Source organism: Cupriavidus taiwanensis LMG 19424, from assembly GCF_000069785.1.
In the GTDB taxonomy this organism is placed as follows: domain Bacteria; phylum Pseudomonadota; class Gammaproteobacteria; order Burkholderiales; family Burkholderiaceae; genus Cupriavidus; species Cupriavidus taiwanensis.
The window spans coordinates 119,810-145,893 of sequence record NC_010530.1 but is presented as its reverse complement, the minus strand read 5'-3'; the positions used below and the strand labels follow the sequence as shown (position 1 = coordinate 145,893).

The 26,084-nt window shown below is 67.8% G+C and carries 23 protein-coding genes; 6 read left to right on the top strand and 17 right to left on the bottom strand.

Features of this window, described 5'->3' with window-relative positions; translation table 11 throughout:
- Window positions 1-112 precede the first annotated feature (112 nt).
- The 3 genes from RALTA_RS16420 to gudD form a co-directional block, all read right to left on the bottom strand.
- Window positions 113-1,108, bottom strand: coding sequence for a Bug family tripartite tricarboxylate transporter substrate binding protein (locus RALTA_RS16420; protein WP_012354994.1), 996 nt, complete (start codon window positions 1,106-1,108; stop codon window positions 113-115).
- A 102-nt stretch (window positions 1,109-1,210) separates the two neighbouring features.
- Complete coding sequence (locus RALTA_RS16415; protein ID WP_012354993.1) at window positions 1,211-2,233, bottom strand: Bug family tripartite tricarboxylate transporter substrate binding protein; 1,023 nt, start codon at window positions 2,231-2,233, stop codon at window positions 1,211-1,213.
- 83 nt (window positions 2,234-2,316) lie between these two features.
- Window positions 2,317-3,672 (bottom strand): glucarate dehydratase, encoded by a 1,356-nt coding sequence (gene gudD, locus RALTA_RS16410; protein ID WP_041232413.1) that lies wholly within the window; start codon window positions 3,670-3,672, stop codon window positions 2,317-2,319.
- A 162-nt stretch (window positions 3,673-3,834) separates the two neighbouring features.
- Between gudD and RALTA_RS16405 the strand changes: the two genes are divergently transcribed.
- Window positions 3,835-4,608 carry a FadR/GntR family transcriptional regulator gene (locus tag RALTA_RS16405; RefSeq protein WP_012354991.1) on the top strand — a complete coding sequence of 258 codons (774 nt, stop codon included), beginning with the start codon at window positions 3,835-3,837 and terminating at the stop codon, window positions 4,606-4,608.
- Between the two features lie 75 nt (window positions 4,609-4,683).
- On the opposite strand, the gene RALTA_RS16400 is transcribed toward RALTA_RS16405, so the two are convergent.
- Window positions 4,684-5,313: a response regulator transcription factor gene (locus tag RALTA_RS16400; RefSeq protein ID WP_012354990.1), complete on the bottom strand. Its 630-nt coding sequence runs from the start codon at window positions 5,311-5,313 to the stop codon at window positions 4,684-4,686.
- A 306-nt stretch (window positions 5,314-5,619) separates the two neighbouring features.
- On the opposite strand from RALTA_RS16400, the gene fusA reads away from it, so the two are divergent.
- The 3 genes from fusA to RALTA_RS16380 all read left to right on the top strand — a co-directional run bounded on the left by fusA (window position 5,620) and on the right by RALTA_RS16380 (window position 13,028).
- Window positions 5,620-7,728 carry an elongation factor G gene (gene fusA, locus RALTA_RS16395; RefSeq protein ID WP_041232412.1) on the top strand — a complete coding sequence of 703 codons (2,109 nt, stop codon included), beginning with the start codon at window positions 5,620-5,622 and terminating at the stop codon, window positions 7,726-7,728.
- Between the two features lie 291 nt (window positions 7,729-8,019).
- On the top strand, window positions 8,020-8,445 hold the full coding sequence (locus RALTA_RS16390) for a PRC-barrel domain-containing protein (protein ID WP_012354988.1): 426 nt from the start codon (window positions 8,020-8,022) through the stop codon (window positions 8,443-8,445).
- Window positions 8,446-8,699: 254 nt separating this feature from the next.
- Window positions 8,700-13,028 carry a response regulator gene (locus RALTA_RS16380; protein ID WP_167330463.1) on the top strand — a complete coding sequence of 1,443 codons (4,329 nt, stop codon included), beginning with the start codon at window positions 8,700-8,702 and terminating at the stop codon, window positions 13,026-13,028.
- A gap of 36 nt (window positions 13,029-13,064) precedes the next feature.
- Here the strand turns inward: RALTA_RS16380 and RALTA_RS16375 are convergent, their stop codons facing one another.
- From RALTA_RS16375 to RALTA_RS16365, 3 genes are read right to left on the bottom strand one after another with little or no spacing between them, the layout of a single operon-like run.
- On the bottom strand, window positions 13,065-13,415 hold the full coding sequence (locus tag RALTA_RS16375; RefSeq protein ID WP_012354986.1) for a DUF3325 domain-containing protein: 351 nt from the start codon (window positions 13,413-13,415) through the stop codon (window positions 13,065-13,067).
- Complete coding sequence (locus RALTA_RS16370; RefSeq protein WP_012354985.1) at window positions 13,412-15,067, bottom strand: PepSY-associated TM helix domain-containing protein; 1,656 nt, start codon at window positions 15,065-15,067, stop codon at window positions 13,412-13,414. The genes RALTA_RS16375 and RALTA_RS16370 overlap by 4 nt, the downstream gene beginning before the upstream one ends.
- A complete protein-coding gene (locus RALTA_RS16365; RefSeq protein WP_167330462.1) occupies window positions 15,067-15,363 on the bottom strand; it encodes a DUF3649 domain-containing protein in 297 nt (98 codons plus the stop codon). The genes RALTA_RS16370 and RALTA_RS16365 overlap by 1 nt, the downstream gene beginning before the upstream one ends.
- Window positions 15,364-15,703: 340 nt before the next feature.
- Between RALTA_RS16365 and RALTA_RS16360 the strand changes: the two genes are divergently transcribed.
- The gene (locus RALTA_RS16360; RefSeq protein ID WP_012354983.1) at window positions 15,704-16,402 is read left to right on the top strand and encodes a hydrolase; all 699 of its coding nucleotides are present in this window, start codon (window positions 15,704-15,706) and stop codon (window positions 16,400-16,402) included.
- 208 nt (window positions 16,403-16,610) lie between these two features.
- On the opposite strand, the gene RALTA_RS16350 is transcribed toward RALTA_RS16360, so the two are convergent.
- On the bottom strand, window positions 16,611-17,030 hold the full coding sequence (locus tag RALTA_RS16350; RefSeq protein ID WP_012354981.1) for an organic hydroperoxide resistance protein: 420 nt from the start codon (window positions 17,028-17,030) through the stop codon (window positions 16,611-16,613).
- Between the two features lie 46 nt (window positions 17,031-17,076).
- Window positions 17,077-17,427: a hypothetical protein gene (locus tag RALTA_RS16345; RefSeq protein WP_012354980.1), complete on the bottom strand. Its 351-nt coding sequence runs from the start codon at window positions 17,425-17,427 to the stop codon at window positions 17,077-17,079.
- 296 nt (window positions 17,428-17,723) lie between these two features.
- Here RALTA_RS16345 and RALTA_RS16340 point away from each other — a divergent pair, with 296 nt between their 5' ends.
- Window positions 17,724-18,314 (top strand): P-loop NTPase family protein, encoded by a 591-nt coding sequence (locus RALTA_RS16340; RefSeq protein WP_012354979.1) that lies wholly within the window; start codon window positions 17,724-17,726, stop codon window positions 18,312-18,314.
- Here RALTA_RS16340 and RALTA_RS29105 read toward each other — a convergent pair.
- The 8 genes from RALTA_RS29105 to RALTA_RS16305 form a co-directional block, all read right to left on the bottom strand.
- Complete coding sequence (locus RALTA_RS29105) at window positions 18,247-19,422, bottom strand: MBL fold metallo-hydrolase (RefSeq protein WP_157877180.1); 1,176 nt, start codon at window positions 19,420-19,422, stop codon at window positions 18,247-18,249. The genes RALTA_RS16340 and RALTA_RS29105 overlap by 68 nt on opposite strands.
- A 24-nt stretch (window positions 19,423-19,446) precedes the next feature.
- Window positions 19,447-20,415, bottom strand: a complete 969-nt coding sequence (locus RALTA_RS16335; RefSeq protein WP_012354977.1) for a Bug family tripartite tricarboxylate transporter substrate binding protein — start codon at window positions 20,413-20,415, stop codon at window positions 19,447-19,449.
- Window positions 20,416-20,584: 169 nt separating this feature from the next.
- Window positions 20,585-21,409, bottom strand: a complete 825-nt coding sequence (locus RALTA_RS16330) for a TetR/AcrR family transcriptional regulator (RefSeq protein WP_012354976.1) — start codon at window positions 21,407-21,409, stop codon at window positions 20,585-20,587.
- A gap of 82 nt (window positions 21,410-21,491) precedes the next feature.
- Window positions 21,492-22,751 (bottom strand): MFS transporter, encoded by a 1,260-nt coding sequence (locus RALTA_RS16325; protein WP_041232409.1) that lies wholly within the window; start codon window positions 22,749-22,751, stop codon window positions 21,492-21,494.
- A 53-nt stretch (window positions 22,752-22,804) separates the two neighbouring features.
- Window positions 22,805-23,560, bottom strand: a complete 756-nt coding sequence (locus tag RALTA_RS16320; protein ID WP_041232678.1) for a maleate cis-trans isomerase family protein — start codon at window positions 23,558-23,560, stop codon at window positions 22,805-22,807.
- A 36-nt stretch (window positions 23,561-23,596) separates the two neighbouring features.
- Window positions 23,597-24,052, bottom strand: coding sequence for an acyl-CoA thioesterase (locus tag RALTA_RS16315; protein ID WP_012354973.1), 456 nt, complete (start codon window positions 24,050-24,052; stop codon window positions 23,597-23,599).
- A complete protein-coding gene (locus RALTA_RS16310) occupies window positions 24,049-25,206 on the bottom strand; it encodes an FAD-dependent monooxygenase (protein ID WP_012354972.1) in 1,158 nt (385 codons plus the stop codon). The genes RALTA_RS16315 and RALTA_RS16310 overlap by 4 nt, the downstream gene beginning before the upstream one ends.
- On the bottom strand, window positions 25,203-26,084 hold the full coding sequence (locus RALTA_RS16305) for a VOC family protein (RefSeq protein ID WP_012354971.1): 882 nt from the start codon (window positions 26,082-26,084) through the stop codon (window positions 25,203-25,205). Before RALTA_RS16305 ends, RALTA_RS16310 begins: the two co-directional genes overlap by 4 nt.

Sequence of the window (26,084 nt, the reverse complement as noted above, 5' to 3'; positions counted from 1 at the left end):
GTTTTTGCACGCGCTGCCGCGAGAGGGGAGCAAACCCACGCCAATTCTGGCCGAGAAACAAAAAAACGGCCCGCATTCCCCGTGCGAGCCGTTCTACCTTCGGCAAACCCCATCAAGCCTCCAGCTTGATCCCCGCCTGCTTCACCACCCCGGCCCAGCGCGTTTGCTCGGCGACGAAGAACTTGCCGGTTTCCCCCGGCGTCATCGTCACCACTTCGGCGCCCTGCGCCACCAGCTGGGCGCGCAGGTCCGGCGCGCGGATGATGCGGATCAGTTCGGCGCTGATGCGTGCCACCATCGCGTCGGGCATGCTGGCCGGGGCCATCACGCCCTGCCAGGTGCCCGATTCGAAGTTCGGCACGCCCTGCTCGGCGATGGTCGGCACGTTCTGCAACAGCGGCATGCGCGTGCGCTTGGATTGCGCGATCAGCTTGAGCTTGCCCGACTGCACATGCGGCAGCGTGGCGAGCATGCCGTTCATCAGCACCTGGGCGCTGCCGCCGACGGTGTCGGCAATGGCCTGCGAGCCGCCCTTGTACGGCACGTATTGCCATTTGGCGCCGGTGGCCTGCTCCACCGCGACGCCGGCCAGGTGCGGCGCGCTGCCGATGGCGGTCACGGCGAAATTGAGCTGGCTGCGCTGTGACAGCGCCACCAGTTCCTTCACGCTGGTCACCTGGACCGACGGATGCACCACCAGCAGGTGCGGCGAATACGCCAGCATCGACACCGGCTTCAGGTCCCTGGCGATATTGAACGTCAGCTTGGTGTAGACCGACGGGCTGATAGCCAGCGCGCCGATATCGCACAGCAGCAGCGTGTGGTTGTCGGTCGCCTGCGCGACCAGTGCCGCGCCGACGTTGCCGTTGGCGCCGGGGCGGTTGTCCACCACCACGGACTGGCCCAATGCCTCGCCCAGCTGCTTGCTGACCAGGCGCGCGATGATGTCCGACGAACCGCCGGCGGTGTACGGCACCACCAGGCGGATCGGGCGGTTGGGCCAGTCCGCGGCCTGCGCGGCCGAAGACAGGCCGGCGAGCGGCCCCGCGGCAAGGCCGGCGGCCAGTGCGGAGGATTGCTTGAGGAAGTTGCGGCGTCCGTGGGTCATGCTGGGGTCTCCTGTCGAAGGCGCGCGCCGGCGCGGCACGATGCAGTGCTGGGCCGGCGCGGTCGGTGCTTTGCTTTGGTATGGGGTCTTATGCGGCGGCGATCAGTCCAGCGCGATCTTGCCCTTCTCGATCACGGTCTTCCAGCGCTGCAGCTCCTGCGCCTCGAACTGGTTGAACTGCTCGGGAGTGTTGGCCACCACCTCGAAGCCGCTCTCGGACAGCTTCTGGCGCATCTTCGGATCGTTCAGCGACGACACCAGCGCACCGTGCAGGCGGCTCTTGATCTCCGGCGGCAGGCCGCGCGGCGCGGCCACGCCCTGCCACGAGTAGACCTCGACATCCTTGACGCCGGCCTCGGCCATGGTGGGCACATTGGGCAGCACCGGCGATCGCTTGTCGGAAGTCACCGCCATCGCCTTGAGCTTGCCGGCACGGATATGCTGCAGCACCGCGTTGACGTTCTGGAACGACACGTCAACCTGCCCGGCCAGCAGATCGGAGATGGCCGGACCGCCGCCCTTGTACGGCACATGCAGGCCGTCGGTGCCGCTCTTCTGCCAGAACAGCGCCGCGGTCAGGTGATCGGACGAACCGGCGCCGGACGAGGCAAAGCTGACCTTGCCCGGATTCTTCTTCATGTAGGCCACGAGTTCCGCCAGCGTGTTCGCCGGGAACTGCGGGTTGGCCACCAGCACATTGGGCGCGCGCACCGCAACGGTCAGCAGGTCGAAGTCCTTGGCCGGGTCATAGGCCAGGTTCTTCTGCAGGAACGGATTCACCGCATAGACGCCGATCGACGCCACCATCATGGTGTAGCCGTCGGCCGGCGCGCGCTTCACGTAGGTGGCGCCGATGGCGCCGGTCGCGCCGGGGCGGTTGTCGATCACGAACGGCTGGCCCAGCTTCTCGTTGAGCGGCACGGTCAGCATGCGCGCGATGGCGTCGCTGGAGCCGCCCGGCGGGAACGGCACCACCACCGATACCGGACGTTGCGGCCAGTCCTGCGCCGCGGCGCCGGCAGGGGTGCTGAAGGTCAGCGCCGCGACCGCGGCGAGCGAGCCGAGCGCGAAGGCGCGCAGCCAGTGGTGCAGGCGCGGGGCGGCCTGGCGTTGGAAGGTGTGCATCGTTGTCTCCTGCTGTGTTTTGGTGAGAGAGGCCCGCCGCGCTGGGTTCAGGCAACGGCCATCGGCATCGTCGCGGCGGCGCGTCAGCGCACCATGCACGGCGCCTTGTTGTTGAACTGCCAGCCCGGGATCAGGAACTGCATCGCCGCGGCATCGTCGCGCGCGCCCAGGCCCTTGCGCTGGTACAGCTCGTGCGCGCGCGCCAGCGCATCCGGGTCGAGCTCGACGCCCAGCCCCGGAGTCCTGGGCACCTGCACCAGCCCACCCTCGATCTTCAGCGGGTTGCGGGTCAGGTGTTCGCCGTCCTGCCAGATCCAGTGCGTGTCGATCGCGGTGACGCGCCCTGGCGCGGCGGCTGCCACGTGCGTGAACATCGCCAGCGAGATATCGAAGTGATTGTTCGAGTGCGAGCCCCAGGTCAGGCCCCACTCGGCACACATCTGGGCGACGCGCACCGAGCCTTGCATGGTCCAGAAATGCGGGTCGGCCAGCGGGATGTCGACCGACTGCAGCCGCACCGCGTGCCCCATCTGGCGCCAGTCGGTGGCAATCATGTTGGTGGCGGTGGGCAGGCCGGTGGCGGTGCGGAATTCGGCCATGATTTCGCGGCCCGAGTAACCGTCTTCGGCGCCGCACGGGTCTTCGGCATAGGCCAGCACGCCGCGCTTGTCGCGGCACAGGCGCACCGCTTCCGCCAGCGACCAGGCCCCGTTGGGATCCAGCGTGATGCGCGCCCTGGGGAAGCGCTCGGCCAGCGCCAGGATCGCTTCCATCTCTTCGTCGCCGCGCAGCACGCCGCCCTTGAGCTTGAAGTCATTGAAGCCATAGCGCTCGTACGCCGCTTCGGCCAGGCGCACTACGGCCTCCGGCGTCATCGCCGCTTCATTGCGCACGCGGAACCACGCGTTGTCCGCGTCCGGCTCGGTGCGGTAGTCGAGCGTGGTGCGCTGACGGTCGCCGATATAGAACAGGTAGCCCAGCATCTCCACGGCGTCGCGCTGCTGGCCTTCGCCCAGCAGCGCCGCCACCGGCACCTCGAGGTGCTGGCCGAGCAGGTCGAGCAGCGCCGCCTCCAGCGCCGTGACGGCGTGGATGGTGATGCGCAGGTCGAAGGTCTGCAGGCCGCGGCCACCGGCATCGCGGCCGGCAAATTCCGCGCGCACGCGGTTCAGCATGGCCTGGTACTGGCCGATGGGCTGGCCCACCAGCAGCGGGCGCGCGTCTTCCAGCGTCTGGCGGATGCCTTCGCCGCCCGGCACTTCGCCGACGCCGGTATGGCCGGCGCTGTCGCGCAAGATCACGATATTGCGCGTGAAGTACGGGCCATGGGCGCCGGACAGGTTCATCAGCATGCTGTCGTGCCCGGCAACGGGCACCACGGTCAGTTCGGTCACGACCGGGGTGTGGGCGGGCGCCATGGGAGCGGCGGAAGGGGTCATCTCGGGAATGTCTCCGGCATTGCTTGGGGCGTACGATCGTCCACCCGGGGCTTTGGTGTTGCGTATGTTATCTGTCATCGTATGACTGATAACCCAGTATAATGAGGCCATCTCGGACCGGTCAAGTCCGGGAAACCCCGCCCGTATCCGTACCTAGCCGCCATGCCGAACGCCCAGCCTCTCGCGCCGAGTTCCAGCCCAACCTCCAGCCCTGCCCCGTTGCGCCGCCGCGGCCGCACGCTTGCCGAGGAAGTCGTACAAGCCCTCGGCGAAGACATTCGCCAGGGCCAGCTCAAGCCCGGCGACAAGCTGCCCACCGAATCCGAGATCATGGCCACCATGGGCGTCAGCCGCACCGTGGTGCGCGAGGCGCTGTCGCGGCTGCAGGCCAGTGGCCTGGTGGAGACACGCCACGGCATCGGCACGTTCGTGCTGGAACGCCCCGCCGAGGCGCCGTCGCCATTCCGGATCGGGCCGGATGCGCTGGGCACGGCGATGGATGTGATGGCGATGCTGGAATTCCGCGTCAGCGTGGAAGCCGAGGCCGCCGGCCTGGCCGCCGCGCGCCGCACCGATGCGCAGCTGGCGGCGATGCGCCAGGCGCTCGATGAACTCAAGCACGGCGCCGACGCCGGCAACGACGCCGTGGAAAGCGACTTCGCCTTCCACCTGGCCATCGCCCGCGCCACCGGCAACCGCTATTTCACTGACCTGATGGGGCACCTCGGCACCATGGTGATCCCGCGCAGCCGCCTGCACGTCAACACGCCGGAGCGCGTGCAGTACCTGGAGCGGGTCAGCATCGAGCACGAGAACATCTACGACGCGATCGAACGCCGCGACCCCGACGCCGCCAAGGCCGCCATGCGCATGCACCTGACCAACAGCCGCGAGCGGCTGCGCAAGGCCTCGGGCTCGGCCAGCCCGCAGGGCTGAAGCGGGGCGCGCATGCCGGGTGCATGCGCAGCCAAGTCATACGATGTCTAATGATGGAGACGCCAGCGCGGCCCCTCACGGCGTGAGCCGGCAGCGGCGCGCGAAGTCGACCAGTTCGACCAGCGACGACACCTGCAGCTTGTTCATGATGCGGGCCTTGTAGCTGCTGACGGTCTTGTTGCTGATAAAGAGGCTTTCGCTGATGGCCTTGTACGACATGCCGCGCGCCAGCATTTGCAGCACCACCAGTTCCTTGTCGGACAGGCGCCGCAGCATCTCGTCATCGGCCGACATCGACTGGCGCGGCGCGCCGCCGCGGCCCAGCACCGGGAACACGGTATAGCCGGCCAGCACCGCCTCGACCGCGCGCAGGATTTCCTTGATGTCCTGGGTCTTGCTGACGAAGCCCTGCGCGCCGGCCTGCCACGAGCGGCTGACGAACACGGCCGGGTCCAGCGCCGTCACGACCAGGATGCGCACCTGCGGGTGGATCGCACGCAGGCGCGGCGCCACGTCGAGCCCGCTCGAGCGCGGGATGTCGAGGTCCAGCAGCACCAGGTCCGGCATGCGCGTGCGTACCGTCTCGATGGCGCATTGCCCGTTGTCGGCCTCGATCACCTCGTCGACGCCAAGCAGTTGCGACAGATGGTGCCGAAGCACCAGCCGCATCGCCGGATGGTCGTCAACGATCAGGATGGTTGTCATGCGCGGGTCCGAGGTTCGAGGCAGGCATCGGCTCAGGCAGCATCCCGGGACAGGAAAAGGGAAGCAGGAATGGCGCACGCCGGTACGCGATGCCACGCCAGTATAGGGAGCGGCAAGCGCGCACAGGATGGGAGGAATCCGCATCGCTTGCGGCGAAAATCCTAGGCCGGCCTCAGACGCGCGGCGGCGCGCCAGGGACCCCCGCCGGGGCCGTCCGCTGGTGCCTGTCCCTGCCCGCAGCAGGGGCAACGCAGAGCGGCCAGTGGTGCTACTCTATTCGGGCGTGTTTCATCCATGGAGAACACTGTGCCCCGCAAGACCCCCATCGAGCGCTACCGCAATATCGGCATCAGCGCGCATATCGACGCCGGCAAGACCACGACGACCGAGCGGATCCTGTTCTACACGGGCGTCAACCACAAGCTGGGCGAAGTGCACGATGGCGCGGCCACCATGGACTGGATGGAGCAGGAGCAGGAGCGCGGCATCACCATCACCTCGGCCGCCACCACCGCCTTCTGGAAAGGCATGGCCGGCAACTACCCCGAGCACCGCATCAACATCATCGATACGCCCGGACACGTCGACTTCACCATCGAAGTCGAGCGTTCCATGCGCGTGCTGGATGGCGCCTGCATGGTCTACGACGCCGTCGGCGGCGTGCAGCCGCAATCCGAAACCGTCTGGCGCCAGGCCAACAAGTACGCGGTGCCGCGCATCGCGTTCGTCAACAAGATGGACCGCGTTGGCGCCGACTTTTTCCGCGTGCAGGCGCAGATCGCCGACCGCCTGCGCGGCCGCGCCGTGCCGATCCAGATTCCGCTGGGCGCCGAGGACCACTTCCAGGGCGTGGTCGACCTGGTCAAGATGAAGGCCATCGTCTGGGACGACGCCAGCCAGGGCGTGCGCTTCGAGTACCAGGAGATTCCGGCCGAACTGCTCGCGACCGCGCAGGAATGGCGCGACAAGATGATCGAGGCCGCCGCCGAGGCCGACGAGACCCTGCTCAACCAGTACCTGGCGGGCGAGCCGCTGACCGAGGACCAGATCAAGCAGGGGCTGCGCAAGCGCACCATCGCCAACGAGATCGTGCCGATGCTGTGCGGCAGCGCCTTCAAGAACAAGGGCGTGCAAAGCATGCTGGACGCCGTGATCGACTACCTGCCGTCGCCGGCGGACGTGCCCGCCATCCTGGGCCACACCGAGGACGACCGCGAGGCCGAGCGGCATCCCAGCGACGACGAGCCATTCGCCGCGCTGGCCTTCAAGATCATGACCGACCCCTTTGTCGGCCAGCTGATCTTCTTCCGCGTGTATTCCGGCGTGGTCAACTCCGGCGACAGCGTCTACAACCCGCTCAAGGGCAAGCGCGAGCGCCTGGGCCGCATCCTGCAGATGCACGCCAATGTGCGCCAGGAGATCAAGGAAGTGCGTGCCGGCGACATCGCCGCGGCGGTGGGCCTGAAGGAAGCCACCACCGGCGATACGCTGTGCGACCCCAACAAGGTCATCATCCTGGAGCGCATGAGCTTTCCCGAGCCGGTGATCTCGCAGGCGGTGGAACCCAAGACCAAGGCCGACCAGGAAAAGATGGGCGTGGCGCTGAACCGGCTGGCGCAGGAAGACCCGTCGTTCCGCGTGGCTACGGACGAGGAGTCCGGGCAGACCATCATCTCGGGCATGGGCGAGCTGCACCTGGAAATCCTGGTCGACCGGATGCGGCGCGAATTCGGCGTGGAGGCATCGGTCGGCAAGCCGCAGGTGGCGTACCGCGAGACCATCCGCCAGCCGGCGCACGACGTTGAGGGCAAGTTCATCAAGCAGTCGGGCGGACGCGGCCAGTACGGCCACGTTGTGCTCGACCTCGAGCCGATGCCGCATGGCGGCGGCTACGAGTTCGTCGACGCGATCAAGGGCGGCGTGGTGCCGCGCGAGTTCATCCCCGCGGTAGACAAGGGCATCCGCGAGACCATGCAGTCGGGCGTGCTGGCCGGCTACCCGGTGGTCGATATCAAGGCCACGCTGGTGTTCGGCTCTTACCACGACGTCGACTCGAACGAAAACGCATTCCGCATGGCCGGCTCGATGGCCTTCAAGGAGGGGATGCGCCGCGCCAGGCCCACGCTGCTCGAGCCGATGATGGCGGTCGAGGTGGAAACGCCCGAGGAGTTCACCGGCAACGTGATGGGCGACCTGTCGTCGCGCCGCGGCATGGTGCACGGCATGGAAGACATCGCGGGCGGCGGCGGCAAGATCGTGCGCGCCGAAGTGCCGCTGGCGACCATGTTCGGCTACTCCACCACGCTGCGCTCGCTGACGCAGGGGCGTGCCACCTTCACCATGGAGTTCAAGCACTACGCCGAGGCGCCGGCCAATGTGGCCGAAGCGGTGATCTCGGCGAAACGGGTGGGCTGAGGCGGTCCGCCCCGGGCCGGCTTGTCGCGCCCTTCAATGACGCGCCGGCCCTTTCCCCACCCCACCCCACCCCCCCCCCGCTCGTCCCAATCCCGCTGCCGCAGGCTGGCGACACCCCCGCGGCGCCAGTGCGGATGCGTTGTTTTTTCAAGCCGCGCGAAAGAATTACCGCTGCCCGGGCGGCAGCAGGCCCCGCCGCGCGGCGATCCACGTGGAAACCGTGCCAAAGCGGCGCAGGCATGGTCATTGCGCACGCCAAGCATTCCACCGTCTCGCGACAAGGAGCACAGCATGCAAACCCAACCTCCCAGCAGTCAAGGCGCAGCCATCGTCGGTTCCGGCGTGGGTGAAGGCCCGGGCCCGGAAGTGATGGCGGCTTCCAGCCTGGACGGCACCAAGGCGTATTCGTCCGACGGCGAGCATGTCGGCAAGATCTCGGAGATCATGCTGGATGTGCCGCACGGCCGCATTGCCTATGCGGTGCTGACCACCGGCGGCTTCCTCGGCATTGGCGACACGCTGCATGCCATCCCGTGGAACGCGCTGGTCATGGACACCGACGAAAAGTGCTTCCGGATCGCCGTGACGGCGGACCGGATCAAGTCCGCGCCGGGCTTCAACAAGGACAGCTGGCCGAGCATGGCCGACCCGCAGTGGGGCAAGTCGCTGCACGAGTACTACGGGCGCGACCCGTACTGGGTCTCGCCGCCGCTGTAATCCGCTTGCAGCACGCTGCGCGCAAGGGCCGCGAATGCGCCGGATCAGGCGCCTCGCGGCCCGCTTGCATTGCACGGCAACGCTAGGCAAAGTCTGCCAAGACGCGCGGGCCGAACGCCGGGGCCGGCGTGCCCCGAGAGAGGACCATGAGGACACCCGCCGCCAGCATGACGCCCTTGCCATCTCCGCCATCCCCGCCGTCCCGCGCTGGATCCGCCACGGGCCCCAGCGCAGCCCCCGTCCCTGCCGCCGACATGCCGGGCTGTCTTGCCGGCGGCGGCGAAATGGGCGCGCTGATGCGCGCCTTCGACTGGAACGCCACGCCGCTGGGGCCGCCGCAAGGCTGGCCGCACAGCCTCAAGACGGCGATCCGCATCATGCTGACCTCGCGCCAGCCCATCTGGATCGGCTGGGGCGATGCCTTGCATTTCTTCTACAACGACGCTTACAAATCAATCATCGGCGGCAAGCATCCCGGCGCGCTCGGCCAGCCCACCTCCGTGGTCTGGCGCGAGATCTGGCCCGAGATCGGCCCGCTGCTGGCCACCGCGATGACCGGCAGCGAGGGCACCTTCGTCGAGCAGAAGCTGCTGATCATGGAGCGCAACGGCTACCCGGAGGAGACCTACTACACCTTCTCCTACAGCCCGGTGCCGAATGACCATGGCGGCACCGGCGGCATCATCTGCGCCAACAGCGACGACACCGAGCGCGTGCTGGCTGAGCGCCAGCTAAACGTGCTGCGCGACGTGGCGGCTACGGCCAGCGAGGCGCGCGCCTGGCGCGACGCGTGCGAGCGCGCCATGGCGGCGCTGGCGTCGGACCCGCGCGATATCGTGTTCGCACTGCTGTACATGGCCGAGCCCGGCGCCGCCACGCTGCAGCGCGCCGGCGCCATCGGCATCGATGACGCCCACCCGGGTGCGCCTGCGCACATCGCGCTGGACGCGCAGTGGCCGTGGCCCGTGGCCGAAGTGCTGGCGCAGCAGCAGACGGTCCTGCTTGACGACCTGGCCTCGCGCTTCGCCGTGCCGCTGCCGGGCGGCGCATGGGGCGTGCCGCCTTCGTCGGCGGCCGTGATCGAGGTGGCGCCCTCGGGCAGCGCATCGCATCGCGGCGTGCTGGTGGTGGGGCTGAACCCGTTCCGTCTGTTCGATGCGCGCTACCGCAGCTTCCTGTCGCTGGCGGCCGGGCAGATCGGCGCCGCCATGCAGTCGGCGCTGGCCTACGAGGCAGAGCGCAAGCGCGCCGAGGCACTGGCCGAGATCGACCGGGCCAAGACCGCGTTCTTCTCCAATATCAGCCATGAGTTCCGCACACCGCTGACGCTGATGCTGGGCCCGCTGGAAGACCTGGTACGCCGCGCGAGCCCCGGCGAAGACCGCGCCATGCTGGAAATGACGCATCGCAACGGGCTGCGCCTGCTGAAGCTGGTCAATGCGCTGCTGGATTTTTCGCGAATCGAGTCCGGCCGCGTCACGATGCGCCGCCAGCCCACCAACGTGGCCGCGCTGACGGCCGACCTGGCCTCGCTGTTCCGCGCGAGCGTCGAAGCGGCCGGCATCACGCTGCGGGTCGACTGCCCGCCGCTGGCGCGGCCCGTGGCGGTGGACCGCGACATGTGGGAGACCATCGTGCTGAACCTGGTCTCCAACGCCTTCAAGTTCACCTTCGCCGGCGCCATCACCGTGGCCGTCGCGCCGCACGGCGACGGCGGCGTCGCGTTGACCGTGCGCGACACCGGCGTGGGCATTCCGGCGGCGGAACTGCCACGCATCTTCGAGCGCTTCCACCGCGTGGAAGGCGCCCAGGGCCGCACCATCGAAGGCAGCGGCATCGGCCTGGCGCTGGTGCAGGAGCTGGTGCGGCTGCAAGGCGGCACGATCGACGTGCAAAGCGTGCCCGGCGAGGGCACCTGCTTCACCGTGCGCCTGCCGGCCGCCGCCGACGCGGACCTGGATGCGGACACTGTCGAGGCATCCGATGCCGACGCCGCGCCTGCGTCCGGCAGCGTGCCGGCGCGCGCCTATGTCGAAGCCGCACTGCGCTGGCCCCAGGCCGAGCCGCCGCCGCAGGCGACGGCACTGGCAACGCAGCGCCCGGCCGTGCCGTTCCCGCACACGGCGGCCGAAGCCGGCGATGCGGCCGGTGCCGGCGCGCTGGTGCTGGTGGCGGACGACAACGACGACCTGCGCGACTACATGCGCCGCCTGCTGAGCGCCGCCGGCCATCGCGTGGTCGTGGCCGCCGACGGCGAGGCGGCGCTGGCGCAGGCGCGCGCGCATGCGCCGGCACTGGTGGTCTCGGACGTGATGATGCCGCGCCTGGACGGCTTTGGCCTGTTGCGCGCGCTGCGCGCCGATGCCGAACTGCGCGAAACGCCGGTGCTGCTGCTGTCAGCCCGTGCCGGCGAAGAGGCACGCGTGAGCGGCCTGGGCAGCGGCGCCGACGACTACCTGGTCAAGCCCTTCTCGGCGCGGGAGCTGCTGGCGCGCGTGGCCAGCAACCTGCGCCTCTCTGAACTGCGCCGAGCCACCGAGCGCCGCCTGCAGGAACTCAACGCCACGCTGGAGCGCCGCGTCGCGCAAGCCGTGGCCGACCATGACCGGCTGTGGGAACTGAGCGAAGACCTGCTCATCGTCGCGCGCTTCGATGGCTGCCTGCAGCGGGTCAGCCCGGCGTGGACCCGCACGCTCGGCCACGCGCCGCAGCAGGTGCTGGGACGTGCGTACCTGTCGTTCATCTATGCCGACGACCAGGCCGGCGCCAGCGCGCAGCTGGAGGCCCTGCGCCACGATGGCGTGCCGGTGCGCTTCGAATGCCGGCAGCAGCGCGCCGACGGCGCGCTGCGCTGGCTGGCCTGGACGCTGTCGGTGGACCCGGCCAACGGCCATATCCACGGCGTGGGCCGCGACGTCACCGTCGACCGCGAAGCCCAGGCCGCGCTGCGCCACGCCGACGCAGCCCTGCGCACGGCGCAGAAGATGGAGGCGATCGGCAACCTGACCGGCGGCGTCGCGCATGACTTCAACAACCTGCTGCAGGTCATCGGCGGCAACCTGCAGCTGCTGGCGCGCGACCTCGCCGGCGATGACCGCGCCGAGCCGCGCCTGCGCAACGCGCTGGCCGGCGTCGCGCGCGGCGCCAAGCTGGCTTCGCAACTGCTGGCGTTCGGGCGGCGCCAGCCGCTGGCGCCCCGGGTGGTCAACCTGGGCCGGCTGGTGCGCACGCTCGACGACATGCTGCGCCGCGCGCTGGGCGACGGCATCGAGATCGAAACCGTGGTGGCGCCCAACCTGTGGAACACGCTGGTCGACCCGTTCCAGGTCGAGAACGCGCTGCTGAACCTGGCGATCAACGCCCGCGATGCCATGCAGGGACACGGGCGCCTCACCATCGCGGCGCGCAATGCGCTGCCGGGTGAAGCCGCGGACGAACCGGCGGGGGCCGGGCCGATGCAGTATGTGCTGCTGTCGGTCACCGACACCGGCGTCGGCATGCCGCCGGAGGTGCAGGAACACGTGTTCGAGCCCTTCTTCACCACCAAGCCCGAGGGCCAGGGCACCGGCCTCGGCCTGAGCATGGTGTATGGCTTCATCCGCCAGTCCGACGGACACGTGAAGATCTTCAGCGAGCCCGGGCACGGCACCACGGTCACGCTGTTCCTGCCGCGCGTGCGCCGGGACGAGGATCCGGATATCGAACCGGACGCCGGCCCCGCGCGCGGCGGCAGCGAGACCGTGCTGGTGGTGGAAGACGACGAGGACGTGCGCGCGACGGTGGTCGAGATGCTCGCCAGCCTGGGCTATCACGTACTGCGCGCACGCGACGCGCACAGCGCGCTGGCCATCGTGGAGCGCGGCGTGCCGGTAGACCTGCTGTTCAGCGACGTGGTGATGCCCGGCCCGCTGCGCAGCACCGAGCTGGCGCGCAAGCTGCGGGAACGGTTGCCGGACGTGGGCGTGCTGTTCACCTCGGGCTACGCCGACAGCGTCATCGTGCATGACGGGCGGCTCGATGCCGGCATCGAGCTGCTCAGCAAGCCTTATACCCACGAGGCGCTGGCGCGCAAGGTGCGCCACGTGCTGGCCAACCGTGGCCAGCGCGCCGCGATCGCAGCGATCGCCCCGCCCGCCACGCCGGCCGGCCAGGCGCCGCCTGCCGCGCCGCTGTGCGTGCTGTGCGTCGACGACGACGCGCTGGTACGCGCCGGCACCGCGGAAGTCCTGCGCGCCTATGGCCTGCACGCGCTGGAAGCGGACAGTGAGGCCGCGGCGCTCGCCATGCTGGCGGGCAACGTGGTCGACGTGCTGCTGACCGACGTGGCGCTGGCCGGGGACTCCGGCGTGGAGCTGGCGCTGGCGGCACGCGCGCGCCATCCGGGGCTGGGCGTGGTGTTCGCCACCGGCTATGCGCTCGACCTGACGCCGGCGCAGCGTGCGGGGCTTGGCGCGGTCGCCGTGCTGCGCAAGCCGTATCCGCCGCAGCGGCTGCTCGAGGTGCTGGGCGATGTCGTGGGCGGCGCCGGGCGCGAAATCGCACACCCCGCCGAAGCAACCGGCCGGCCGCAACCGGCAGGCTGAGTGCGCCGCCCGGCCGCGCGTCGCCGCCGGGGCGGCTCAGCCGGCGAGCAGCCAGCCGGCGCCCGCGCCGGCCAGCCCGACCAGCGCCATGCCGGGCAGCAGGCGCTGCACCGCGCGCGGCGCGTAGGACAAGCCCAGCGCCACGGCGATGGCACTGGCCGTCAGCGTGCCCACCCATGCCACCGTGCCCAGCGGCCCCCCCTGGGCGGCGACATGCAGGGCCCACGCCAACGCCAGCGCCACCGCGCCGGCCAGGCGCAGACGCGCCACCGCGCCGCGCGCGGGCATGCTGCCGCGGCCATGGATATCGGCATGGTGGCGCTCGAGCGACAGCGCCAGCGCAGCAAACCCGGCCAGCGACAGCGCGAAGGCAGCCAGCGCGTTCATGCAGCCTCCTGCGCGCCGGCGGCGACGTTGCGAGCGCGCGCTGCCACGCGCGCGGGCGCCGGCTGCCGCCGGCCGGTCATCCACGCGGCGGCGCCCAGCCCCAGGCCCAGCGCGAGCGATACCAGGTCGAAGCCGGCCACGGCGGCCGGCCCGCGTCCCTGCAGCAAGGTCACACCCAGATGCGAGCCGGTGGTCAGCGCATTGAGCAGCGGGATGGTGCCGAACAACGCCGCACCCGCCCACAGCTGCGCGCGCCACATGCCGCGCGTGGGCCGGCACAGCGCCAGCAGCGCGCACGCGGCCCAGGCCATGAAGAACCAGCGGACCTCGGCCTCGGGCCGCTGCGCCATCGCCACCGGCAACAGCCGGTTGGCCCAGAAGTAGCTGGCAAAGGCCACCGGCAGGCCCGCGATCGCCCCGATATTGAGCGCCTCGACCAGGCGCAGCCCGAACCCCGGCCGCCCTCGCGCAGCGATCGCCTTGGCCTGTTGCTGGCGCGTGCGCACGGCCCACAGGATCGCGCCGGTGGCAACCATGGCGGTGCCGGCCAGCCCGCACAGGAAGAACAGCGCGCGCAGGCCCGGCGGCGCAAAGCTGGCGATATGCAGCCCGGTCATGACGCTGCGCGTCAGCTCGGCGGCGGACTTGTCCTCGGCATACGTGCCCAGCACGGCGCCGCTGGTCCCCGCGAATTCGAGCGCGGACGGATCGTGCGCCAGCGTAGCGGGCTCGGCGCGCGAGAGGGTCACGGTCGCGTTGGCGTCGCCCGGCAGGTTCACCACGATGCGGCGCACCTGCCCGCCCTGCCACGCGCGCTCGGCCTGCGCCATCATCGCGGGCACGCTGGCCAGGGGCGCGGCCTCGCCCGCGGCTTTGGGCGGCAGCGGGCGCAGCCGGGTCTGCGCCTGGAAGGCGCGCTGGTCGCCGCCGTACGCGGCCTCGACGCCCCACGGCATGTACATGAACAGCAATGTCACCAGCCCGGTGTAGGTGATCATCAGGTGGAACGGCAGCGGCAGCACCGCCAGCGCGTTGTGCGCGTCGAGCCAGGAACGCTGGCCCTTGCCGCGCCGGAACGTAAAGAAGTCGGCAAAGATGCGGCGGTGGGTAATCACGCCGCTGACAATCGCCACCAGCATGAACATGGCGCAGAACCCGGCGATCCAGCGCGCCCACTTGGCCGGCATGTAGTGCAGGTCGAAGTGCAGCCGGTAAAGGAATTCGCCGCCGCGGGTCTCGCGCGCGGCCTGCAGCGGCGCACCGGTGGCGGGATCGAGCAGGCGCGTGTCGAAGCGGCGCGGCTTGCCGTCGGCATCGCGAGGCGCCTGCCCGGGCTTGTAGGTCCACAGCACATTGACCGCATCGCGCCGCCCATCAGGCAGCGTGATGAACCAGCGCAGGGCATCGGGTGCCTCGCGCTCGAGATAGCGCAACGCGTTCTGTGCCATCTGCCCGGGCGGTACCTGCGCGGCGGGCGACTGCGCGGCATTGGCCGGCGCGGTGCGATGCAGCTCCGGCCGCATCCACAGCGAGATCTCTTCCTTGTAGTAACTCGCGGTGCCGCCGCAGAACATCAGGAACAACACCCAGCACACCAGCAGGCCGCTCCAGGTGTGGAGCCATGCCATCGACTGCCTGAAGCCCGCGCGCATCACGCCCCCCGCCCAAGCGCCAGCATGGCCGACAGCAGCGCGGCCGGCAGCGCCAGGCCCGCCCACGCGCGCCACGCGCTACGCACCGCGAACACCCAGACCGCCGCGCCGGCATAGATGGCGAACGACATCAGCGTCGCCGTGGTCACGGCATCGTGCCGCGCCATCGGCAGGTAGAGCGACAGCACCGCCGTGGCCAGCGCGGCCAGCGCGTAGCCGCCGGCAATGGCGGCGACGGCGCGCGCGCCCACGCCGGCGCGATAGCGCCAACCGGCCGCCTGCAAGGCCTTGCTCACGCCGGCACCCCAGGCACCGCGCACGTAGCGGCATCACGTGGCCAGGCGGCGCGGCTGAAACAATAAAGATGGCAAGCGGGGACGGGAGCGGCGGGCATGGCGAGATGCGGGCATGAAGCGACCACAAATGATAACAATTCGCATTTTCAACCACAAGGAAATCCCTGCCGGTGCAAGGTAGGCAGGGATCTGTCTAATCAATTTTTTTGAATAACACTGACAATGCACAGCGCCGGAAGTGCGCGAGCCGTTAGCTATATTTCTGCATATGCGGCGCGACACAAGCAAAACAGCGCCACCGCAGACAATCAACAATTTTGAATTTATTCGGAGAATCGTCATGTCGAACGCCAAGCTTGAAGTCCTGACCCCGCGCAACAGCCAGCTGATCATCATCGACCACCAGCCGCAGATGGCCTTCGGCGTCCAGTCGATGGACCGCCAGACCATGAAGAACAACGTGATCGGGCTGGCCAAGGCGGCCAGGGTGTTCGACGTGCCGACCACCATCACCACCGTCGAGAGCGATTCGTTCTCCGGTTACACCTACCCCGAATTGCTGGATGTGTTTCCCGGCAAGCAGACCCTCGAGCGCACTTCGATGAATTCATGGGACGACCAGAAGGTGCGCGACGCCCTGCAGGCCGCCGGCCGCAGGAAAGTCGTGGTGGCCGGACTGTGGACCGAGGTCTGCAACACCACCTTCGCGCTGAGCGCGATGCTGGAAGGCGACTACGAGATCTACATGGTCGCCGACGCCTCGGGCGGCACCAGCAAGGAAGCGCACGACTACGCCATGCAGCGCATGATCCAGGCCGGCGTGGTGCCGGTGACCTGGCAGCAGGTCCTGCTGGAGTGGCAGCGCGACTGGAAGAACCGCGACACCTATGACGCCGTCACGGGCATCGCCAGGGAACACTCGGGCGCCTACGGCATGGGCATCGACTACGCCTACACCATGGTGCACAAGGCGGCGCAACGCACCGCCACGCCGCACGCATCGATCGCCCCGGTACACGCGCCGGTGATCGAGCGCTGAGCCACGCCGCCAGCATCTGACAGGAGACCACACCATGAACCCCAGCCGAAGCCTCGCCCATGGCGCGCTGTTGCTCGGATGCTGGCTGGCCATCGGCACCTCGAGCCTGGCCGCGGCGGCCATCGTCGCGCAGACGCTGGCCTGAGCGGCGCGTGCGCTGCCGCAGCAGGATCGAAGGGCTGCCTCACCATGAGGCAGCCCCCTTGCTTCAGACCAGCCGGGTCTCGACGTGGATGTTGCCGCGCAGCGCCTTGGAGTACGGGCAGGTCTGGTGGGCGGTATCGACCAGTGCCTGCGCCAGCTCGCGCTCGATGCCGGGAATGCTGACATTGAGCCGGGCCTGCAGCAGGTAGGCGTCGCCGGCCGTGCCCAGGTCGACCTCGGCGTCGACCGACAGGTCCGACGGCAGCTTGACCTGCCGCTTGCCGGCAGCCAGCCCGATCGCGCCGATGAAGCAAGCCGACCAGCCCGCCGCCAGCAATTGCTCCGGATTCGTGCCGGCGCCGCGAGAGCCGGGCGAGGACAGCTGCAGGTTCAGGCGGCCGTCATCGCTGCGCGCCTCGCCGTCGCGGCCGCCCGCGGTGATATGGACCTTGCCGGTGTACAGCACTTTTTCGATACGGGTCATGTCTTGTTCCTGTTGTGTTGGTGGAGAGGAAGCCGGCCGGCACGGCTTAGGCGTAGGCGCCATCGAGATACGGATCGATGCTGCGCGCCGGATCCGCCGAGACGCCGCTGCGGTCAAGCCCGGCCACGAAACGTGCGCCGTCGGTGTAGGGGTCGACGTTGCGCGCGCCGTCACTGAACGGATCGAGACTGCGGGCGCCGTCGCGGTACGGGCTGCGCGGCTCCTGGACCGAGCGCGCGCCCTCGCCGTACGGGTCACGGGCGTCCACCGCGCTGCGGGCACCATCGGCGAACGGGTCGCGTGCGCCTGCGGCGGAGAAGCTGGCGGCCTGTGCGCCGGCAGCGGCGGCAGCAAGGGCGAGGGCGAAGACAAAGCGGCGGGCGATTCGGGTAGTCATGATCGGTTTCCTTTCAGTTCACATTGAGGGTTGAGCGGGCCGGCTTTCGCTTTCGGGTATCCGACGCCGCGGCCACGGAACGTATTTAAGGTGACCGGTGTATCGGCCATGTAGCCGATGCGGACCGCATTTGTCAGCCGCCGTGTCGGTCGCAAGGCGGGATACAAAGCGGTACAAAGTGGCGGGGCAACGCGCGCGTGCGCCTTGCTGTCACGTCGCACAGTTAGACCCAAATTGTTGACAACCCTGCATGTACGGCCTAGCGTAGGCGTCCTCCCAGGGAACCGTTTGCGAAAATGACGAGTTCGACGACGTCTGGCAGTGCAGAGCCTTCCACCGCGCATCGGCTTGTGATCGTTGAGGGCATCATGGGTTCAGGCAAGTCAACGACGATGCGCCTCATTGCGAAATATTTGCAAGAGGCGGGGCAGCCAGCTTTGCCGGTCCACGAGAGGACAGAGCCCCACCCGGTGCGCGCGACAGACGAACTTGAACACTGGTTTGAACCGTGGCGGGACGCGACACCACAGCATCTCGCGGACCGTGCCCTGGCCAGGTGGCAAGCCTTTGTCGAGGCGACACAGGTGGAGACCTCAATCCCGGTAATGGACGGCCAACTGTTTCATGGAGACCTGACTCACCTGCTGCTGATGGACGCCGAGTCTGCGTTGATTTTCGACTACGTACAGGCGCTGGCCACAGTCACTGCTCCGCTCAATCCGTTCGTCCTGTACCTTTGGCAGGAGGATGTCGAACAAGCAGTACGGACGGTCTGTGCGGAGCGTGGCGCCGAGTGGATCTCGCGCGTCATTATCGTTGTCACTTTTCGGAATTGCTTCGCGATTTCGCCCGTAACGGAATCCATTGCAGGTCGCTGCCGACTATAAGCTCGCCCTCGAATCCCTCCTTTGCCCTTGTCCAGCGCGCTGCCGTATTGTCGGCTGGTGCCAGATGCGACAGAACCAGAACCTTCACTTTTGCCGCTTGCGCCACTGCACCAACGTCTTCCACCGCGGTATGGGCATGCACGAGGTGATGCGCCTTCGCTTCCTGTGCTGCATTGCGTGGCTTCGGGTACAAGGCATTGACCCACGCAGTGTCGATCACTTCATGGACGAGCACGTCCGCCCCTTGCGCGAGCCTGACAAGGTTTCGACTTGGGCTCGTGTCGCCAGAGAAAACGACAGACCCGTGTGGGGTATCGAAGCGGAAAGCAAATGACGGATATACCGGCGGATGGCTGACTAATGTGGCGGTAACCCTGACATTCTCATCTTGGTATACCGGAAACGGCGCCATCTCGGGTGCCGGATCCGTATTGGGATCGATGCCTGCTTGCGCGGGGATGGCGATGTCCTGCACTTTGATCCGGCTATGCGGGTTAGGCTTACGGCTATCAAGAATGTTGTCGTTAATGTCGGTAGCAAACGCCCGGTACATCGCCTCGGTCATCGCGACGGTACCTGGGGTTGGGCCTTCCGGTGCGACGACCGCCGACACACCAGTCGTGCTACCGCTGACGGGTGGCAGCTTTCCCCGTGCCCCAGGTCCGAACACCAGCACGGGGTCCTTACGCTCGCTTAGTCCGTCGGACGCGCCAAACAGTACGAGCGAGGGGTAATCCACCACGTGGTCCGCATGCAAATGAGTAATAAACGCAGCTCGCAGCGATTCGAGACCGCGCGCTGGCGGTGGTGCACCGAGCCCCGCCTGGAAAAAACGACGAAGCCACCCGGCGCCAAAATCCACCAGGTAGACCTGGCCATTCACCACCACTGCCGACGAGATTCCGGCAGCCTGTACGCCGCGCCACGAAGTTCGCCCTCCAGAGGTACCCAGCAGAACCAAGTGAGCTTCCTCTCCCGCTGCCGCCGGTGCGCTGGCTTGCTGCGCGTAGGTCGTGGAGGAGTGGACGCCAATCGCGATATATGCACTGAGTACCGCAGCAGTTGCCGTCCGGCGCAAGGAGAAACGCATGTCACCTCTGTCTGTCATGTACATATCGTTGTTGTGGGTTAGTTATTCTGGCTTGACGCCCGCGTCTTGAATCACCCGCTCCCATCGCACTTTCTCGCCCTGCACAAAACGTGCGCTCGGCTCGCGGCCAAGCGCCATTGGATAGGTGCCAAGATCCTTAAGCCGTTCGACGAAGGCCGTCTGCGCTAAGGTGCGGCTTACGGCCGCATTCACCTCATCGAGCACGGCGGCGGGTGTGCCCTTCGGCGCGAACAATGCAAACCAGCCCTTGACGGTCAAGCCCGGTGCCACATCCTTTGCGAGCGGAATTCCGTCCAGCCCAGGCAACGCAGTGTCCGAAGTAACCGCCAGCGCCTTGAGCCGGCCGCTGCGTACAAGCGGCACGAGAGGTGCGATGCCGTCGACGTAAACCGGTACATCGCCCTTGACCACAGCCTGGATCGCCTGCGTGGTGCCGCTGAAGCTGATCTGGCGGAATTTGACCTTCTGCAACTGGCCCATCATCTCGGCGGTCAAGTGAGGCACTGATCCACGGGTCGGACTGCCGATGGCGATATCGTCTGGACTAGCCTTTCCTGCCTTGAGCACTTCAGCAAGACTTTGGTATCCCGATTTAGGATCGGCAACGAACATCATGGGCGTGTAGGCCAGTGTCGACGCGACCTCCGTGTCCCGCTGAATGTCGAACTTGGCCTCCTTGTACATCATTGGCGTGATCACTGCGGCCGCAGCATGGAACAGGCCCAGTGTGTAGCCGTCCGGCGCCGATTGCCGCAGTGCAGTCATGGCAACAATGCCGTTGCCGCCTGGCTTGTTTTCGACGATGACCTGCTGTTTCCACACGGCAGTAAGGCGTTCGGCAACCTGGCGCGCGATGATGTCGGGGGCGCTGCCCGCGATCGATGGCACTACGATGCGAACCATCTTCTCCGGATAGGCAGCAGCGTTGGCAGAAGCCGTGGCGGTAAGCCCGGCAAGAAGAAGCAGCCCGAGGCAGGCGCGACGTTTCATGTTGTCTCCCATGTATGGCGCACAGCCTGCCGGGGGCGGCGTGGCAATGCTATTTGATATACAGACAATTTTAAATTAATTGCCTTGGTCTCAAATAAGTACTTACCACTAAGGAAACTGCCTGGAAGTCAGAGCCAAGCCATGAAGCGCCGTACAACGGCCGAAATTTTCAGGCGGCCTTGTCCCGGGATTTTCGCAACGGCTGGCGACTCTGCCGCTTCCACGCCTCGATGCCATCAAGCGTGATGCGCAATCCTTCTTCGAAGGCACTATCGGAAGACAGCCGCGAAAACGCCTTGCTGACAAAGCGCGCCCCCGGATACTGCAGCTCGGAGGCCGACTCCAGCTTCTTCTCAATAAATGCCTGGTGATAAGCGGGGAGCTGCCGCGAGGCCTCGGCCATGCTGGCCGACACCAGATACTGCGCAATCAGGTGATAGCCCAGGGCCACCTGTTCGGCCGTAAATCCGCCCTGCATGATGGCCGACGTCATCCGGTTGAAGAACTCCATCCCGTAATCCGTCTCGCCCGGTTCGACGTCCTGGAACAGGCGGAAGCGGTTGTGCGAAGCCACGTAAATGCTGACGCCAGGATTCTCCACCGCCACTTCAAAGCTGAGCCTTGCAATTCCCTCCACGTCGGCTCGCCAGTCGCCGGTCAGCGACGGCAGCGCCCCAACGCGCTGGCGGTAGTAGTCGTTGAGCACGCCGGACACCAGCTGGTCACGGCCCCCGAGGTAATAGTGGATCAACCCGGGCGCCACGCCAAAATCCCTGGCCAGCTGCACCATCGAGATCTGGTCCAGTGGCATGGACTTGGCAAGCTTGATCGCATGCTGCAGGATCGCAACCCGGCTCAGCATCGGCTCGGCGCCGATGGGCGATTCTGTCTTGGGCGGCCGACCACGGCGGCGCGGCGCAGTGGGGGTGGCGGCAGTTTTTCCGGCGCTTGCGGCGGTTGCGGCGGCAGTAGGATTGCGGCGTGCGGCTGGCATGTTGGTCTGACCGGTCGTGGACACAGGGCCGCATAAATTGCGGCCCTGGTAATTTTACCGTGCTGCGCCAGCCATGGCGAACTCAGGCGCCGGCGGGCTCGGGCAAGCCCGAACCATGAGTGCTCGGGCGCAGGTAACGCCCCAGCGACAGCGTCAGCGCCCCCGCCGCCAGCAGCATGCACGGCAGCACCAGCAGCGCCGTGTCGTAGTTGCCATGTTGGTCGAACCAGCCTCCAAGCCCTATCGGCCCGATCACCGCGCCAAAGCCGTAGCCGGAGAACGCAATCCCGAACAGCGCCCCGAACGCGCGCAGCCCGAAATACGAGCGCACGAGGTAAGAGATCAGGTCGCCCTCCGCGCCGATGGTCAGCCCGATCAGCGTGGCGGCGACCAGCAGCAACTGGTAATCCCGCGTGACGCCGAGCAGGTAGATGCCCGCGGCACCGCCGACAAAGAACACGCAGGCGACGAACGGCGCATGGATGCGATCGATCAGCACCCCGGTCAGGATGCGGCCCACCAGCAGCCCCACACCGACCATCGACGCGCTGCGTGCCGCTTCGGCCGGGCTGAAGCCCTTGTCGGCAAACATCGCCGGCAGGTGCGGCCCCAGCGACAGCGTTGCCGACGACGCCAGGATAAACACCCCCCAGATCGCCCACAGGCGGTAGCTGCGCAGCGCCTCGCGCAGCGGCACCCCGGGCGCTGCCGCCTTTGATGCGGCACGCGCCATGCCGGGCACGCGGCGCTCGCGCAGCAGCGCGCAGGCCAGCAGCGACAGCACGATCGACCCGAGTCCCAGCGCAACATAAGCCGTGCGCCAGCCGTAGCCAGTGACGAGGTACTGCGCGGTGGCCGGCATCAGCACCGTGCCCGCGCCGAGGCCGCACATCGCGATGCCAAGCGCCAGCCCCAAACGCCGGTCGAACCACTGCGGCAGCACCGCCAGATAGCCCAGCACCGAGGTCGCAGCGCCAAACACGCCAACCACCACCGACAGGCTCACCCACATCGTCTTGCTGCCATCCTGCAAGGCCATGCATGCCGTGGCGATGCCGAACACCAGCGCCGACGCCGCGATCACCCGGCGGATGCCGAAGCGGTCCATCATCGTGCCGACCAGCGGGCTGACCACCGCCAGCCCGAACATCGACGCCGCGTAAGACAGCGAAGCTTCCGAGCGGCCCCAGCCGAACTCCTGCGCCAGCGGCTGCACGAAGACGCCGGCGGTGGCGTTGAACAGCGGGGCGTAACCCGCGAGCATCCCGAGCGCCGCACCCAGGATGACGACGACATAGGTCCAGCGGCCGGCGGCCGGCGCCGGTTGGGGGGCTTGCTGCATGGTGGTGTCTCCGTTGCGGATGGTTACCGTCTCTGCGGGCGGTCGCTTTTGTGTCATGCCAGTCCGGTGCGGCTGCCGAGCAAGGCGCCGGCGCCGGGCGCTTCGGCGCGCAGGCCGAGCCGGCGCAGCATCTGGCGCGCGGTGCAGGCCGCCGTCGATGTCACCGGGATGCCGAGCGCCTGCTGGGCCGGCTCCAGCGCCGCCAGCGACGGCATCTGCACGCAGGCGGACAGCACCACCACATCGACGCCGGCGGTATTTAGACGCTGCACGTCCTGCAGCAGCTGCATCGGATCGCGCGCGCCGACTTCCAGGTTGTCGAGGATCGAGAAATTGATCGCATCCTGCACCGCGATGCCTTCGCTTTCGATGTAGTCGACCACGGTGCGCGTGAGTGCGTCGCTGTATGGCGCCAGCAGCGCAATGCGGCGCGCGCCGAAGTCCTTCAGCTCTTCCACCAGTGCGCCGGCGGAGGTCATCACTTCAGGCAGGTGCGGCCCGTCGCCGATCGCCGCGGTAAGGTCTTCGATGACCTGCCGGTGGTAGCCCTGCCCCATGCACATGGTCGCGACCAGGCATGCGGTGCTCATGATGTCGACGCGCGCATCGGCAAGTTCCTGCGCGCAGCGGCCCATGTCGCGGTTCATCTGCGCCAGTTCCTCGGCCACCACGCGGTGCATGCGCACCCGGCTGGAATGGAAGGAGAAGCGCTCGGGCAGCACCTGCATGCGGCCGGCGAAGATGGCGGGGACTTCGCGCTCCATGGTGATGTTGGAGCTGGGGACGATCTGTCCGATTCTGTATTGCATGATGGAAGTCGAGAGATTCGGCGGCATCGCCGCGCATCAGCGCGCGGTAGCGGGCCGCAGGAAGGCCGACAGCGCGGCGCGCAGCGAGTCGGGAATGGACGTGCCGACACGTTCGTCCAACCGCACGCAGATCGGCGAGAAGGTCGCGTCGAACACCGCGCTCCCGTCGGGGCGCCGGGCCATGCAGCGGATGTCGTAGGAGCGCGTGCGGATCGCTTCGATCCAGCACTCGATGTCGATCACATCGTCAGGCCATAACGTGCCGATGAATTCGAAACGCATGGCCTTGCACGGCGTACCGACACCATGCAGAGTGCCCAGCCGCCCCGCACCGCCGGCGATATGGTCGGAGAACAGCCCCACCGCACCGAGCAGGTAGTCCGTGAAACGGCCGGTGTAGACGACCCCGGCCGGATCGCAGTCGCCCCAGCGCACGGTGCGGCGCACCACGAAGGGCTGGTCGCTCAGCACGTACTCGGTGGCGCGGATCATGGGTGCGGCCCTGCCGGCGCCGACACGCCCGCCGCCGTCAGCTCGGCAAGCAGGTTCGGGTATTGCTCGCGCAGCCGGTTCAGGTCGACGCGGCCGGTGCGGGTCATGAAGCGGAACACGAACTCATGCGCCGTGGGCAGATCCATCCATTCGCGGATGCGTTCGTACCAGTTGTACGAGGCCTCCGACGCGCTGATCAGCTTGGCCTTCTCCGGGCGGCGCTTGGCGTCATAGCGTTGCAGCGCCGCTTGCACATCGTCCGGCGACGAGACAATGGCCTCGGCCAGCGCGATCGCGTCTTCCATGGCAATGCGCGTGCCCGAGCCGATCGAGAAATGCGCGCTGGTCAGCGCATCGCCGATCAGCACCTGGTTGCCGACATGCCAGGTGTCATTGACGATCACCGGGAACTGGCGCCACACCGAGTTGTTCGACACCAGCCGGTAGCCGCCCAGCTCGGCGGCAAAGATCTTCTCGAACAACGCCTGGCGCTCTTCCTGCGTCATCGCCTCCATGCCGAAGTCGAGCCAGGTCTGGTGATCGCACTCGGCCACGAAGGTGCTCATCGCGTCCGAGTAGGGATAGTAGTGGGCGACGAAATACCCGCCCTCGTACTTGCGGAACACCAGCGCCGGGTTCGGGAACGGCTTTTCCACGCCGTACCACGCGAAGTGGTTGGTCAGGCTATGGCGGCGCGTGCCGAAACCGGCCTCGTTGGCGCCGCGCAGCAGCGAATTGACGCCGTCGGCGCCGACCACCAGATCGGCATCGATCGCCGAGAAATCGCTGATGCGCTGGTTATACGAAATCCGCACGCCCAGTTCGCGCGCGCGCGCCTGCAGGATCTGCAGCAGCCGGATGCGCGGGATCGCGCCGCCGCCCGCGCCCGGGCGCTTCATCGTGATTGGGTACTCGTGGCTGACGATGGAATGGCGGTCGCTGAAGCGCATCGCGCGCGCCAGCTCGTCGACCACGGCCGGCGAGGCCGCGCGCAGATTGGACAGCCCGGTGTCTGCCAGCACCACGCCGAAGCCAAAGGTGGCGTCTTCCGGGTTTTGCTCGTAGATGTCGATGTCGACATCGGCGAGCCGCTCCTTCAGCAGGATAGCCAGGAACAGCCCCGACGGACCGCCCCCGATAATGGCGACTTTCATTTGGCTTCCCCCGGGGCGATGACCAATGCATCCATGTCGAACTGCTCGATGCGCCCTGCCAGCCCGCCGGTCAGCGCGCCGTACCAGACCGCCGGCTTGAAGCCGAGCGCCTTGCGGCCGAAGCGAATGCCGGGGTTGCCGTCGATGCGCACGTAGCCGTTACCGAGCGGCGTGGTGGCGTAGCCTTCGGTCTTGTCGGCGACGTCCAGCAGCGCGGCGAACTCGGGCACGTCGAGCACGAACACCGAGGCCTTGCCCGCCGGCGCGGCCTTGTCGATCAGCGCGGCCTTGCGCTGCCACACCGGTTCGATCGAACCGAACGGCGCGCCATCCTTGCCGGCGTTCTCCAGCCCGATGGCGGCCTCGATGGTCAGCCGTGCGTCTTCGGCATCGGACTCGCTGAACGGACGCACCTGCCAGGTAATTTCGATCGGATAGCCGTTGGGATCGTTGAAGTAGATCGACTCGATCACCTCGTGCCGGATCTGGTAGCGCAGCGGGATGCCGACCGCTTCGACACGCTGGCGCCACCGCAGCAGCTCGGCCTCGTCGCGCACGCGCCAGGCGGTATGCGTGGCGCGGTCCTGGTAGTGCTCGCGCACCGTGAGCCAGTCGGGACGCTCGGTGCCGATGTAGTAGAAGAAGGCGATGGTGCTGCCGTTGCCGCTGTCGAAGAAAAAATGCAGGAAGTCGGCATGGTTGTCCGGACCCCAGCCCTTGGCAGAGATCGCATGCACCAGCGGCAGGCCGAGCAGGTCGCGGTAGAAGTGCACGGTCTCGGCCAGCTTCCACGTCGGGCGCGCGGTGTGGTGCACGCCATGCAGCTGCACGGATGGCGCCGCGGCAATGTTCGTCGCTTGGGTCGTTGCTTGGGTCAT

Coding starts and splice junctions, on each gene's coding strand:
- RALTA_RS16330 (WP_012354976.1), bottom strand. CDS start 21,409: ATGCCAGCCGCACGCCGCAATCCTACTGCCGCCGCAACCGCCGCAAGC.
- RALTA_RS16390 (WP_012354988.1), top strand. CDS start 8,020: ATGCAAACCCAACCTCCCAGCAGTCAAGGCGCAGCCATCGTCGGTTCC.
- RALTA_RS16400 (WP_012354990.1), bottom strand. CDS start 5,313: ATGACAACCATCCTGATCGTTGACGACCATCCGGCGATGCGGCTGGTG.
- RALTA_RS29105 (WP_157877180.1), bottom strand. CDS start 19,422: ATGACAGACAGAGGTGACATGCGTTTCTCCTTGCGCCGGACGGCAACT.
- RALTA_RS16350 (WP_012354981.1), bottom strand. CDS start 17,030: ATGACCCGTATCGAAAAAGTGCTGTACACCGGCAAGGTCCATATCACC.
- RALTA_RS16320 (WP_041232678.1), bottom strand. CDS start 23,560: ATGCAATACAGAATCGGACAGATCGTCCCCAGCTCCAACATCACCATG.
- RALTA_RS16415 (WP_012354993.1), bottom strand. CDS start 2,233: ATGCACACCTTCCAACGCCAGGCCGCCCCGCGCCTGCACCACTGGCTG.
- RALTA_RS16380 (WP_167330463.1), top strand. CDS start 8,700: ATGCCGGGCTGTCTTGCCGGCGGCGGCGAAATGGGCGCGCTGATGCGC.
- RALTA_RS16345 (WP_012354980.1), bottom strand. CDS start 17,427: ATGACTACCCGAATCGCCCGCCGCTTTGTCTTCGCCCTCGCCCTTGCT.
- RALTA_RS16340 (WP_012354979.1), top strand. CDS start 17,724: ATGACGAGTTCGACGACGTCTGGCAGTGCAGAGCCTTCCACCGCGCAT.
- RALTA_RS16375 (WP_012354986.1), bottom strand. CDS start 13,415: ATGAACGCGCTGGCTGCCTTCGCGCTGTCGCTGGCCGGGTTTGCTGCG.
- RALTA_RS16360 (WP_012354983.1), top strand. CDS start 15,704: ATGTCGAACGCCAAGCTTGAAGTCCTGACCCCGCGCAACAGCCAGCTG.
- RALTA_RS16405 (WP_012354991.1), top strand. CDS start 3,835: ATGCCGAACGCCCAGCCTCTCGCGCCGAGTTCCAGCCCAACCTCCAGC.
- gudD (WP_041232413.1), bottom strand. CDS start 3,672: ATGACCCCTTCCGCCGCTCCCATGGCGCCCGCCCACACCCCGGTCGTG.
- RALTA_RS16325 (WP_041232409.1), bottom strand. CDS start 22,751: ATGCAGCAAGCCCCCCAACCGGCGCCGGCCGCCGGCCGCTGGACCTAT.
- RALTA_RS16370 (WP_012354985.1), bottom strand. CDS start 15,067: ATGCGCGCGGGCTTCAGGCAGTCGATGGCATGGCTCCACACCTGGAGC.
- RALTA_RS16335 (WP_012354977.1), bottom strand. CDS start 20,415: ATGAAACGTCGCGCCTGCCTCGGGCTGCTTCTTCTTGCCGGGCTTACC.
- RALTA_RS16420 (WP_012354994.1), bottom strand. CDS start 1,108: ATGACCCACGGACGCCGCAACTTCCTCAAGCAATCCTCCGCACTGGCC.
- RALTA_RS16310 (WP_012354972.1), bottom strand. CDS start 25,206: ATGAAAGTCGCCATTATCGGGGGCGGTCCGTCGGGGCTGTTCCTGGCT.
- RALTA_RS16305 (WP_012354971.1), bottom strand. CDS start 26,084: ATGACCCAAGCAACGACCCAAGCGACGAACATTGCCGCGGCGCCATCC.
- RALTA_RS16315 (WP_012354973.1), bottom strand. CDS start 24,052: ATGATCCGCGCCACCGAGTACGTGCTGAGCGACCAGCCCTTCGTGGTG.